This is a genomic window from Rummeliibacillus pycnus, from assembly GCF_044359855.1.
Classification (GTDB): Bacteria; Bacillota; Bacilli; order Bacillales_A; family Planococcaceae; genus Rummeliibacillus; species Rummeliibacillus pycnus_A.
Genome location: NZ_CP132291.1, coordinates 1,206,730 through 1,218,705, shown reverse-complemented (window position 1 = coordinate 1,218,705; position 11,976 = coordinate 1,206,730). Strand labels below are relative to the sequence as shown.

Annotated in this window: 15 protein-coding genes; 14 read left to right on the top strand and 1 reads right to left on the bottom strand. The window is 35.1% G+C overall.

The window, feature by feature from the left end:
* The first annotated feature begins 10 nt into the window (after positions 1-10).
* The 13 genes from Q8X41_RS06090 to Q8X41_RS06030 all read left to right on the top strand — a co-directional run bounded on the left by Q8X41_RS06090 (position 11) and on the right by Q8X41_RS06030 (position 10,593).
* On the top strand, positions 11-463 hold the full coding sequence (locus Q8X41_RS06090) for a hypothetical protein (protein ID WP_397539363.1): 453 nt from the start codon (positions 11-13) through the stop codon (positions 461-463).
* Positions 464-513: 50 nt separating this feature from the next.
* Complete coding sequence (locus Q8X41_RS06085) at positions 514-753, top strand: hypothetical protein (RefSeq protein ID WP_397539362.1); 240 nt, start codon at positions 514-516, stop codon at positions 751-753.
* A gap of 5 nt (positions 754-758) precedes the next feature.
* A complete protein-coding gene (locus Q8X41_RS06080; protein ID WP_397539361.1) occupies positions 759-1,877 on the top strand; it encodes a sporulation protein YqfD in 1,119 nt (372 codons plus the stop codon).
* Between the two features lie 2 nt (positions 1,878-1,879).
* Positions 1,880-2,836 carry a PhoH family protein gene (locus Q8X41_RS06075; RefSeq protein WP_397539360.1) on the top strand — a complete coding sequence of 319 codons (957 nt, stop codon included), beginning with the start codon at positions 1,880-1,882 and terminating at the stop codon, positions 2,834-2,836.
* Between the two features lie 232 nt (positions 2,837-3,068).
* Positions 3,069-5,198, top strand: a complete 2,130-nt coding sequence (locus tag Q8X41_RS06070; RefSeq protein ID WP_397539359.1) for an HD family phosphohydrolase — start codon at positions 3,069-3,071, stop codon at positions 5,196-5,198.
* Between the two features lie 16 nt (positions 5,199-5,214).
* On the top strand, positions 5,215-5,703 hold the full coding sequence (gene ybeY / locus Q8X41_RS06065) for an rRNA maturation RNase YbeY (RefSeq protein ID WP_397539358.1): 489 nt from the start codon (positions 5,215-5,217) through the stop codon (positions 5,701-5,703).
* On the top strand, positions 5,690-6,052 hold the full coding sequence (locus Q8X41_RS06060) for a diacylglycerol kinase family protein (protein ID WP_397539357.1): 363 nt from the start codon (positions 5,690-5,692) through the stop codon (positions 6,050-6,052). Before ybeY ends, Q8X41_RS06060 begins: the two co-directional genes overlap by 14 nt.
* A gap of 9 nt (positions 6,053-6,061) precedes the next feature.
* Positions 6,062-6,469 carry a cytidine deaminase gene (locus tag Q8X41_RS06055; RefSeq protein WP_397539356.1) on the top strand — a complete coding sequence of 136 codons (408 nt, stop codon included), beginning with the start codon at positions 6,062-6,064 and terminating at the stop codon, positions 6,467-6,469.
* A complete protein-coding gene (gene era / locus Q8X41_RS06050; RefSeq protein ID WP_397539355.1) occupies positions 6,456-7,367 on the top strand; it encodes a GTPase Era in 912 nt (303 codons plus the stop codon). Before Q8X41_RS06055 ends, era begins: the two co-directional genes overlap by 14 nt.
* Positions 7,368-7,390: 23 nt before the next feature.
* Positions 7,391-8,212: a DNA repair protein RecO gene (gene recO, locus Q8X41_RS06045; RefSeq protein ID WP_397539354.1), complete on the top strand. Its 822-nt coding sequence runs from the start codon at positions 7,391-7,393 to the stop codon at positions 8,210-8,212.
* Between the two features lie 204 nt (positions 8,213-8,416).
* Positions 8,417-8,737 (top strand): ArsR/SmtB family transcription factor, encoded by a 321-nt coding sequence (locus tag Q8X41_RS06040; RefSeq protein ID WP_397539353.1) that lies wholly within the window; start codon positions 8,417-8,419, stop codon positions 8,735-8,737.
* 15 nt (positions 8,738-8,752) lie between these two features.
* Positions 8,753-9,706, top strand: coding sequence for a cation diffusion facilitator family transporter (locus Q8X41_RS06035; RefSeq protein WP_397539352.1), 954 nt, complete (start codon positions 8,753-8,755; stop codon positions 9,704-9,706).
* A gap of 179 nt (positions 9,707-9,885) precedes the next feature.
* Complete coding sequence (locus Q8X41_RS06030; protein WP_397539351.1) at positions 9,886-10,593, top strand: class I SAM-dependent methyltransferase; 708 nt, start codon at positions 9,886-9,888, stop codon at positions 10,591-10,593.
* Positions 10,594-10,614: 21 nt separating this feature from the next.
* Here Q8X41_RS06030 and Q8X41_RS06025 read toward each other — a convergent pair whose 3' ends face one another.
* Positions 10,615-11,457, bottom strand: a complete 843-nt coding sequence (locus Q8X41_RS06025; RefSeq protein WP_397539350.1) for a DUF2268 domain-containing protein — start codon at positions 11,455-11,457, stop codon at positions 10,615-10,617.
* 180 nt (positions 11,458-11,637) lie between these two features.
* Here Q8X41_RS06025 and Q8X41_RS06020 point away from each other — a divergent pair, with 180 nt between their 5' ends.
* The gene (locus Q8X41_RS06020; protein WP_397539349.1) at positions 11,638-11,937 is read left to right on the top strand and encodes a hypothetical protein; all 300 of its coding nucleotides are present in this window, start codon (positions 11,638-11,640) and stop codon (positions 11,935-11,937) included.
* Positions 11,938-11,976: the final 39 nt, after the last annotated feature.

The window sequence follows — 11,976 nt, the reverse complement described above, 5'->3', positions numbered from 1 at the left end:
GGATGCATTTGTGGAAGCGCTAATAATCATAATCATCTCTTCGATTATCGGCTATTTCTTAAAAAACAAAGGCGAAGAAGCTTCAGAAACACCTCCTCCAGTTAACCGTAGAATGCAACGTGTGGAACCAAAAAAACTAGAACAAACGATGCGTCGTAAGTTGGATGAAGTTACGAAAACTGTTTTACAGGATATTGAGAAAAAAGTACCTGAACCAGATGAATTGAAAAAACAAGCTACTCAAATGCTTGGAAAAGTGGAGCAATCAGTAGAGAAAAAGATATTTGAACGAGCTGATCGAACTACAACTGATCGTTCTGCAATCATGCAAACAGCTAAAAAGTCCGTTTCTAAAAAAGAAAGCACTACCTCAACTGGATTTACATTTCCAAAAAACTCAAATGAGTTAGCTCAGGCATTTGTAATGGCTGAAATTTTAGGACCACCCAAATCGAAAAGATAACACATGCCCTCCTCTCTTGAAGCATATGCTAAAAAGAGAGGGGGTTTTTTATGTCGAAAAGGCTGTTACAAGTCATGCCTCTGATCGAAATTGAAAACTTCCAGCAAATTAGAATCAGAGGAGATTTAATGCTTGAAACGATTGCAGACCACCACATGATTTTTTTGCATGAAGATTTCCGCATCAAAGTTGAAGCAGAATCCTTTCATGTAAAACTTCTTCGAGATGAATTGTTGGCACTTGAAATGAAAAACTTAAAAAAAATTGAGCTTACCAGAATAGAGGATTAGGATGTATGAAAAAAAGTCGAGAATATCGCATTGTTCGAATTCGTATTAAACGAACGAAAAGACTCCCAGCTTTTTTGAACGCTCTAACAAAATCTAAAATCGTATTGCGTCACCTCACAACAACTGAAAATGAAGTGACCTTCCACACTGTTCGAAGACATCTTCCGACCATTCGAAAATTACGCTATCAATATGGTATTTCTTTTCGGATCGAGTCATTAGATGACGATCAAGTATTACGTAAAGAGTGGATCGTCTATGCAGGATTAGTCATCTTACTTGTCATTCCTTTTTTATTTTCACAATGGATTTGGCAGGTATCTATAGAAAAAGCCACTCCAGAGCAAACCGAAGAATTATCCGCAACCTTAAAAGAAATGCACTTAGCAGGACCATTTATGAAAAAGGATAAACCAGACGATTCACTAATACGGCAATATATTTTATCAAAACATCGAGATCTATCTTGGGTTCACATTCATCGAAGAGGAAGTAAGGTGATTTTCGAGCCATTAGCTGCCCCAGCAATAGAAAACGAAGTAAACAATGATACAGTAAAAGGTAATTTAATCGCTAATAAAAGCGGTGTAATTACACATTTTAACTTACAAAAGGGAGAAAGAGTGGTTGAAGAAAATGATGCTGTCAAAAATGGTGAATTACTGGTATCAGGTGTTTTAAAACGGGGAGAAGAAGATATTGTCTATGGAGCAGAAGGAGAAGTATATGCAGATTACTGGATAGAATCAGATTTTTCAATGCCTAAAAAGATTTCTTATCAGACGATGGGAGAAAAAACATATCATTTTCGATGGGCAAATGAAAAAAAGAGTAACAAGGAATGGAAAGTTGTAAATTTACCTAAGTGGTTTTCATCGATTGGTGAGGTATATTTACAGCAAGAATTAATCGAAAAAAAAGTTACGCTTGATGAAAAATCAGTGGAAGATATCGTAATTCCCTTATTGCACCAAAAATATGTAAAAGAATTACCACCAAAAACCGTTGTAAAACGTGAAAAACTTTTGAATGTTACTATTGATAATGATACAGTTAAGGGGAAAGTATTGTTTTTAGTGAATGAAAATATTGCAATTAAACAAGCGATTAACCAAGGAGATTGAGCATGACAGAACAACAACCAATTCAATTACAAATGCAAGATCCAAATGAAGCAGTCATGCTTCTAGGCATTTCTGATGCCAATTTAAAATTAATCGAGGAAGCTTTCCAAATTCAAATGATTACCCGCGGTGATTCGATTGTCATTGTCGGAGAAGAAGAAAATAAACAACAAGCAAGTTTATTAGTACAGCAATTATTGATAGTAATCCGAAAAGGCATTAACATCAATCAGCGTGATGTGGTGTCAGCACTCGAAATGTCTAAAAATGGCACGGTTGAATATTTTTCTGAGCTTTATGATGAAGTAATTGCACGTAATACAAAAGGAAAAATAATACGTGCAAAAACAATTGGGCAAAGACAGTATATTCAAGCAATCCGTCATAAAGATTTGGTTTTTTGTATTGGACCTGCTGGAACAGGTAAAACGTATTTGGCTGTAGTCATGGCTACACAAGCATTGAAAAATGGTCATGTAAAAAGAATTATTTTAACAAGACCAGCAGTGGAAGCTGGTGAAAGCTTAGGTTTCTTACCGGGAGATTTAAAAGAAAAGGTTGACCCTTATTTAAGACCGCTATATGATGCGTTACACGATGTCTTAGGTGCAGAACAAACTGCACGTATGATTGAACGCGGAACAATTGAAATTGCCCCTCTAGCTTATATGCGTGGCCGTACGCTAGATGATGCTTTTGTTATTTTAGATGAAGCACAAAATACAACAGAAGCACAGATGAAAATGTTTCTAACGCGTTTAGGATTTGGCTCTAAAATGGTCATAACAGGTGATAAAACACAAATTGATCTACCTAAGGGTGCAAAATCCGGTCTTATTAGTGCAGAAAATACACTGCGTCATGTAAAAGATATTGAAATTAGAATTTTAGAACAAGCTGATGTTGTGAGACATCCTCTCGTTGCGAAAATTATTCAAGCCTATGAAGAACACAAATAACATAGAATAAACTGAAATCAGGGGTGCATAATTGTGCTTCTGATTTTTTTTGAATGGTAAAAGAGAGGATAGTTTAGTAAGTATGCTAATAAAAGACCAAGTAATGACAATCCTCAACGCGAAAATATTATCTAATTTATGGTAAAACAAAATAATATTACTAATTGATACTAAATAATGATGGAAAATCTTCGGACACTTGGTATGATAAAAGTAGATAGGAGGTAGTACTGTGATTAATTTCATAAAAACACTACACCAATATGTCCGTTTTCCCTTATTATTAGCCAGTTTACTAGCAATAACGGGAATTATACAATTTGTCCTTATGGTAAGAGATATAGAGGGAGAGCATTATGATTTAAAGCTATTTCAATTATCCCCTGATACAATCCGCTCTGTAAAAACAGTGGAGGATACAGAGAAAACAGATGAAGATCGAGAAAGAGTTGCTAGTGAAGTCACTCCAGTTTATTCGTTTTCTCCAGATATCGGAAAAAACCAAGCAGCCGTCATTAAATCTACATTCGACTACATAATAGAAGTGAAAGAAACGATAGGCAATGAAAAGAAAAAGTTAAATAAAGACAGTTTATTAGTAGAAGAGATTAAAAGTTTGCGAGAGAAATTAGATGAAATTGATACGAATGGACAAACTATACGATTTACTACACAAGAACTTTCAACACTATTATCACAAGATGAGCAAGATCTCATATCAACTCGAGATGCATTAACATCAATCGTATCTAAAAAGTTATCTGAGCCGATTCGTCAAGAACAAGTTACTGATGCTAAAGCAAGTGTTGAAAAATCTGTCCGAGATAGTTTTACAATACCAGATAATCTCCGAGCAATTGCTATAACAATATCGAGATCATCAATCGTAGAAACTGACAAGGTAGACAGTAAACTTACGAAGGAAAGAATAGAACAAGAAAAAGCAAATGTCGATCCGACTAGAATTTTACAAGGCCAAATTATTGTACAAGAAGGCCAATTAATCGATCGCGATGTTTATCACCAACTTGAAATAACAGGAATGTTGTCTAATAATCATTCGGTTAAGCCAATCGTGGGTTTAGGACTGTTCATCCTTTTACAGATGGCATTCTTTTATGCAGTATTTTATAATTGGAAGGCTGATACAAAACTTAAAACGCGCAATTTGATGATTACAATTATAATTTATCTTTCATCAATTGTAGTAATGAAGTTATTAGATTTAGTATCCAGTGAGTTCGATGTTATGATTGGTTTTTTATTCCCGGCAGCAGTTGTACCTATGCTCATACGAGTATTAGTTAATGAGCGTATTGCAATACTTACAACAATAATGACAGCAGCAGTTGGGGGAATTGTATTCCAAGAAGGCTATTCATCTGTTATTCAGATGGAAGTATCTTTGTATATTATATTCAGCGGATTTTCTAGTATCTATTTCATGAGAAATGCGAAAAAAAGATCCAGTGTTATGTCCAATAGTCTTTATGTCTCAGCAGTTAATATTGCATTTATCGCGTTTTATCTGCTTCTCTCACAATCAAATTATGGTGCAAAAGAATTGATTTATTATTTAATAGCAGCAATCGTTTCCGCGATATTATCAGGAGCATTAACATTAGGATTACTGCCTTTTATTGAATCAGCATTTGGTATGTTATCTACATACCGTTTAATTGAACTTTCAAATCCGAACCATCCATTATTGAAGAAAATATTAGTGGAAACACCCGGAACTTATCATCATAGTGTCATGGTAGCCAATTTAGCGGATGCAGCTTGTGAAGCAATTGGGGCAGATGGTTTACTAGCACGAGTAGGTTGTTATTATCATGATATTGGCAAAACAAAAAGACCTGCTTTTTTTGTTGAAAATCAAATGTCAGGGATCAATCCACATGATCAATTGCCAGCAAAGACAAGTAGAGATATTATTATTGCTCATGCAGAAGATGGTGCTAAAATATTAGAGCAACATAAAATGCCAAAAGAAATAGTCGACATAGCAAGACAACACCATGGAACAAGTTTAGTGAAGTTTTTTTACTATAAAGAGAAAGAAAATAACCCGGATGTGGACGAATTTGCATATCGTTATGCAGGACCGAAGCCACAAACGAAAGAAATTGCTATAATATGTGTAGCAGATAGTGTTGAAGCAGCTGTACGCTCGATGAAGAACCCAACATCAGAGGGGATTCAGCAACTCGTTCACAATATTGTACAAGACAAATTGCAGGATGGACAGTTTGATGAATGTGATCTTTCTTTCCGAGAACTTAAAACAGTAGAACATGTTTTTTGTGAAACTTTAAATGGAATCTTCCATTCACGTATTGAATATCCGAAGCCAAAATAAGCCTAGGAGGCATAAAATGAGTTTGAACATCGATTTTTTAGATGAGACAGGAAAAGTAAAGGAATCTGATATTGCATTAGTGGAAAGTCTTTTGCAACACGCAGCAAAAGTAGAAAATATTGAAGATGGTACTGAAATTTCAATCACCTTTGTAACAAATGAAGCCATTCACGAGATAAACCGTGAGTACCGCCATAAAGACGCGCCAACAGATGTGATCTCTTTTGCACTTGAAGAAGTTGGAGAAGGAGAAACACCGATTATTGCTGAAGGTATGCCACGGATTTTAGGTGATGTCATTATTTCAATAGACCGTACAAGAGAACAAGCGGAAGAATACGGTCATTCATTTGAGCGTGAATTAGGATTCCTTGCTATACACGGTTTCCTTCATGTCCTTGGATATGACCATATGGTTCCTGAAGATGAAAAAATTATGTTTGGTAAGCAAGATGCGATTTTAGAATCTTACGGTTTAACACGTGATAATAATGGACACGCGTAAGTTTTTTCATTCTTTTAAATATGCAATTGCAGGGCTAAAACAAGTAATGACTGAGCAAAACTTTCGCTTTGATTTAATGGTAGCAAGCATTGTCACTGTTGCAGGTGCATTTACAGGTTTATCTAAAATAGAGTGGATGATTCTCGTTCTAGTTATTGCAATTATGCTGTCGCTTGAAATGATTAATACGGCAATCGAGCGAGTTGTAGATTTAGCTTCTCCGGAAAGACACCCACTAGCGAAAGCTGCAAAGGATATCGCAGCAGGTGCTGTATTTGTTTTTGCATGCGCAAGTGTTATAATCGGAATACTTATATTTTTACCTAAATGGATGAATTTATGGATTTGAGGTGTTTAAATGGATAAAGAACAGTTAATGGACCTTGCAAAAGAAGGTAGAGAAAAAGCATATGTGCCCTATTCAAAATTTAAAGTTGGCGCAGCATTATTAACTGCTGATGGCAAAGTGTATAAAGGCTGTAATATTGAAAACTCAGGTTATTCAATGACAAACTGTGCTGAACGTACAGCGATGTTCAAGGCTGTTTCAGAAGGTGAACGAGATTTTGCGGCAATCGCGATCGTAGCAGATACTGATGGACCTTGTTCACCATGTGGAGCATGCAGACAAGTTATTTCAGAATTTTGCGCACCAAATATGCCAGTATACTTAACAAATATGAAAGGCGACGTGAAAGAAACAACTGTAGCAGAGTTGCTACCTGGCGCCTTTTCACCGGAGGATTTATTGAATGCAGGAAAATAAAGGTTTTAAATCAGGGTTCGTTACCATCGTAGGACGACCAAACGTAGGGAAATCAACGTTTTTAAATAATGTAATTGGTCAAAAAATTGCTATTATGAGTGACAAACCACAAACTACTCGTAACAAAGTACAAGGTGTATACACAACAGATGATTCACAAATGATTTTCATTGACACACCAGGGATTCATAAACCAAAGCATAAACTTGGCGAATTCATGTTAAAAGTATCAAAAAATGCTTTGCGTGAAGTTGAAGCTATTATGTTCATGGTCAATGCGACACAAAAGCTTGGTGCCGGTGACAAATTCATAATGGAAATGCTAGAAGGCACTAAAACACCTGTCTTTTTAGTAGTGAATAAAATTGATGCAGTACACCCTGATGAGTTATTTCAAATAATTGAATCATATAAAGATGAATTTGAATTTGCAGAAATCATTCCAATCTCAGCTCTTCAAGGTAACAATGTACAACAATTACTTGATACATTGAAAAAATATTTACCAGAAGGCCCTCAATATTACCCTGCTGATCAAGTGACAGATCACCCAGAACGTTTTATCATTGCAGAACTTATTCGTGAAAAAGTACTTCACTTAACTCGCGATGAAGTACCACATTCTATAGCAGTAGAAATTGAAAAAATTGCAAAAGATGAAGAAAAAGATTTAGTTCGTATCAATGCCTCTATAATTGTTGAACGTGACTCTCAAAAAGGGATTGTCATAGGTAAACGCGGTGCTTTATTAAAAGAAATTGGTACGCGTGCTCGCAAAGATATTGAAACGTTACTTGGAAGTAAAGTATATCTGGAACTTTGGGTAAAAGTTCAAAAAGATTGGCGTGACCGTGCATCGCAACTTCGCGATTACGGCTATCGTGATGATGAATACTAAAAAACGTTAGGAAGTGAAGACAATTGCTGAATAAATGGGAAGGCATTGTCTTAAAATCACGACCATACGGTGAGACAAACAAAGTCGTCACACTGATGACAAGAGAAGTTGGCAAAATTGCAGCCATGGCTAGAGGTGCTAAAAAGCCCTCTAGTCGATTAGCTGCCATTAGCCAACCATTTGTACATGGAACCTTTATGATTCAGCAAGGTCGTGGCATGGGGACATTGCAACAAGGGGAACCTTTAGAATCCATGCGACATATTCAAGAAGATATTGTTGCAACAGCTTACGCTAGTTATGTTGTTGAAATTGTTGATCGTTTAGTAGAATCTGATAGACCAGATCCTTATGCATTTGATGTACTATCACAAGCACTCCATGCAATTGAAGAAGGCTATGATCCAGAAGCAATTGCAACGTTTGTAGAATGGAAGATGTTACCATACACTGGTGTCCAACCAATTTTACATGCATGTGCAAGCTGCGGTGCAGTTGAAGGAGAATTCGCCTTTTCATTTACGCAAGGTGGTTTTTTATGTCATCGCTGTTTTCATCAAGATCCCTATCTCATTCGCTTAACACCAACTCAACTGAAACTAATCCGTATGTTTTATAATGTACCAATTGATCAAATTGGGAAACTGACATTAAAAAAAGAAACAAAAGGCTTTATACGCAAAATTGTTACAACAATTTATGAAGAACAAACCGGCATGCGTTTTAAGAGTCGTACGTTTATAGAGCAATTGGAAAGAACGCCATTGTTATTTGATGCACATTTTGAAAAGAAAAATATTGATAATAAAGATAAAAAAATCCAAGCAATCAATGATGAAGAATAATCATTGATTGCTTGGATTTTATTTATATTGGATAACAAGAATTGGGGATATTTTATATGAATTTTGCATTTGAATTTGATTCAATTGCACTTTATTAAGTATTAATTTTGACTTTTTTTTAATGAAGCACATATAATATGTATATATGAATAGATAATCATATACTAATTTAGTACTGTGAATTTTTTGAAAGGAGCCTTTGTTTTGAGCGAAAAAAAAATACCGTTTGAACCAGAAGACTTAGATGAAGAAATATTATTTCTAGTTTCACAAACATTTAAAGCTATTAGCGATCCTACTCGTATTCGGATTTTAAATTTATTAAGTAAAAGAGAGCATTCAGTAAATGAGATAGGTGAAACATTAAATTTAAAGCAATCTACTGTGTCTCATCAATTGAGTTTTTTAAAAAATTTAAGATTAGTAAAATTTCGTCGTGAAGGAACGACTCTTTATTATTCACAAGATGATGAGCATGTCATGGCAATCCTGCAGCAAACTATTGATCATGCAAAACATAATTAGGGAGTGAAGTAGTTTATGGGGCATTCACATGAGGGGCATAGCCATGATCATACACATGGCGCAAACAAGAAAACATTACTTATAGCATTTATCATCATTACAGCTTATATGATAGTTGAGGTGATTGGAGGATACGTCACAAATAGTTTAGCGTTATTATCAGATGCTGGACATATGATAAGTGATTCGATTTCTCTTGGAATTGGTGTATTCGCATTTTCTATCAGTGAAAGGGTAGCGAGTTACCAAAATACGTATGGTTACAAACGATTTGAAATTTTAGCTGCGGTTTTAAATGGTGTGACATTAATTTTGATTGCTATTTTCATTTTTATCGAAGCAATTCAACGTTTCGCAAATCCTCCGGAGATAGCTTCAAATGGGATGTTGATTATTGCCGTCATAGGACTATTAGTGAATATTCTAGTGGCTTGGATATTAATGCGTGGTGGTGATACACATGATAATTTGAATATGCGTGCAGCTTTTTTACATGTAATTAGCGATATGCTTGGTTCTGTTGGAGCTATTTTAGCAGCATTATTCATCATGTTCTTTGGCTGGGAATGGGCTGATCCATTAGCAAGTATCATTGTTGCGGTACTGGTATTAATGAGTGGATGGCGAGTTACAAGAGATTCAGTTCATGTACTAATGGAAGGTACGCCTTCTAATGTAGAAATGGACGATATTATTCGTACATTACGTGAATCAGATGGGATTACTGACTTACATGATTTACACATATGGACGATTACAAGTGGGCAAAATGCTCTTTCTTGTCATCTTGTCGTTGATGGCTCATTAACTATAAAAGAGAGTCAAGATATTCTTCAAGTACTCGAGCATAAATTACATCATTTAGGTATTGGTCATATGACAGTCCAGCTTGAGATGGATTCTCATAAACATGAAAATACAATTTTATGTAATTTAGATTCAAAGCACGAGCATCATCATGAACATTAATTCATTTATAATAGTATTGAAAAAGAATTCATCTAGAGATATTCTAGATGAATTCTTTTTTATGGATATATACTGATAGGATCATGTAATTAAACAATTAACTTAAGGTTCATTGCCTATCGATACCAATCTGTAGCATGCATACAATAGAAATAAAAATAGAGGGAAGGGAATAATTAATGTCAAACAGCTATTTAGATTTATTGGCCTATTTTGGAATTGGCGGGGCACATCCAGGCGGGTTTCCTCTTACTATTGAAATTTTTGAAAAAGAATTGATCCAGCCTAATCATCATGTTCTTGATATAGGATGTGGCACCGGACAAACCGCGGCTTTTTTAGCGAATCACTTTGGCTGCAAAGTAACAGCCATAGATATTAATCCAATCATGATTGAAAAAGCGAAAAAGCGATTTGAAAATGATGAACTTGATATCAAAGTAATTTTAGGAGATATACAAGATTTGAGTTTTGAGGATCATTCTTTTGATTTAATTGTTTCTGAATCAGTTATTTCATTTACTGATATTGATAAAACTTTATCTGAGCTATCGAGAGTATTAAAAGAAGATGGTAGCATGATGATGATTGAAATGACAGCAGAACAAACCTTGTCTGAAGATTTACAAGAAAAGGTAAGCAATCTCTATGGTATTAATAAAATTTTAAACGAAGATGAGTGGATCTTCCATTTGCAGCTAAAAGGCTTTACAAAAATTGATAAGCTGAGAATTCCATCCGTACTAATTCCTAGTGATATTGATGATATGGATATGTCGGACAACATTTCGATTGACTTATACGATTTGTGGGAAAAACATAATCAATTTATCGAGCAAAATGGGCATCTCATTAGATACCGTGTATTTAAATGTCACCTAACTTGATGTTCAGAAATATTGAATGGTTCATTCCTTTGTAGGGAATTTAGAGCCATTAATAAAAGTATCTGTTGATATTTTATATAACTCGTTATTCTTAAAAGGACCATTCTTTTCCTGATAGCTATTAACAATTTGATAACCAATATAATACCCGATCCATTTTGGAAACGGGCTGCCTTTTTGGCCATACAAATATGGTTGGTGATTTTTTACTCCCATCATATTTAATGATGGTAAAAAGTGGCGTTTCCAAATATCTACAGCCTTATCAAATGGATAAAGATTTGTCCATGGTGCTAACAACTTTTCTCCATGCAATTCCTTTACTGCATACTCCCCAAGACCTTCAATAATGAGTGAATCCTTAAGAGGTGTTCTATCCGGAGCTAATTTAATATGATTTATCCGACAAACATGGTTGTATTCATGTGCTAACATTGCCTTTACTTCTTCTTTTGAGAGCTCGGTCGATAAAAATAGAAAAATAGCTTCCTTATATGCAACGCCGTTTTTACGCAAATGCTTACGGAACCCTAACATTCCTTTTTTTATTGGGAAAATATAGATTGGTACATTAGGTCCATTCCACAATTTACTTAAATATTGATATTCTTTTTCGATTATTTTCCAAATGTTTTGTTTTTCCATTTCTTTTACAATTGCTTCGGTTTTAAACCATTCATAAGGCTCGAATAATCCATGATTTAAAAGTTCATATTGCATAGCTTGAGGATTTACTTTCGGAAATACCTTTTTTAAAGGATTACAGAGGATTTCACATTGTATAGATGCCATATCCATAATTGATTTTTCCTTACATCGATCTACAAAATCATAAAGCCACTTTTGAGTTTGAATAACTGACAAATACCTCATCCCTTTTAACCTTTTATTTGTATCATATGTAGCAGTAAGCACTTTGTTTTTGAAAAATAAGTTGTATAACAACTTTTAGATGTCTAGACCGTTGTCCATTTGGCAGTATGATTCACTTCATATAATAGCAAGGCATACTTGTATGTAAAAAAATATGGAGGGGGGATAATAATGAATCCGTCTAATGTATATAATTTATGTTGTCAACATCATGGAAAAGTGGTGAGAATTAGATGTAGGGATGGTAGTGTTCATGTGGGAGAGATTACACGTGTTGATCGCGATATGGTCTGGATTCGCCCGCGTGGAAATATGGGAGGCTATGGTTTAGGATTTGGGTTAGGCGGACCGGGATTCGGTTTCAATACACCGTTTTTTGGTTTCCGTAGACGTCGTGTTGCTGCATTCGGTATTGGTATAGCACTTGGTACAATTATTGGAATTGGTTTAGCTTCAGCATTTTTATGGTAAGTAGCAGGAGATTTTCCTTAAGTATTTAATATGTAATAT

Bases quoted from the DNA above. Each gene is read 5' to 3' on its own strand.
- Q8X41_RS06085 (WP_397539362.1), top strand. From the start codon at position 514: ATGTCGAAAAGGCTGTTACAAGTCATGCCTCTGATCGAAATTGAAAAC.
- Q8X41_RS06080 (WP_397539361.1), top strand. From the start codon at position 759: ATGAAAAAAAGTCGAGAATATCGCATTGTTCGAATTCGTATTAAACGA.
- Q8X41_RS06075 (WP_397539360.1), top strand. From the start codon at position 1,880: ATGACAGAACAACAACCAATTCAATTACAAATGCAAGATCCAAATGAA.
- ybeY (WP_397539358.1), top strand. From the start codon at position 5,215: ATGAGTTTGAACATCGATTTTTTAGATGAGACAGGAAAAGTAAAGGAA.
- Q8X41_RS06060 (WP_397539357.1), top strand. From the start codon at position 5,690: ATGGACACGCGTAAGTTTTTTCATTCTTTTAAATATGCAATTGCAGGG.
- Q8X41_RS06055 (WP_397539356.1), top strand. From the start codon at position 6,062: ATGGATAAAGAACAGTTAATGGACCTTGCAAAAGAAGGTAGAGAAAAA.
- era (WP_397539355.1), top strand. From the start codon at position 6,456: ATGCAGGAAAATAAAGGTTTTAAATCAGGGTTCGTTACCATCGTAGGA.
- Q8X41_RS06035 (WP_397539352.1), top strand. From the start codon at position 8,753: ATGGGGCATTCACATGAGGGGCATAGCCATGATCATACACATGGCGCA.
- Q8X41_RS06030 (WP_397539351.1), top strand. From the start codon at position 9,886: ATGTCAAACAGCTATTTAGATTTATTGGCCTATTTTGGAATTGGCGGG.
- Q8X41_RS06020 (WP_397539349.1), top strand. From the start codon at position 11,638: ATGAATCCGTCTAATGTATATAATTTATGTTGTCAACATCATGGAAAA.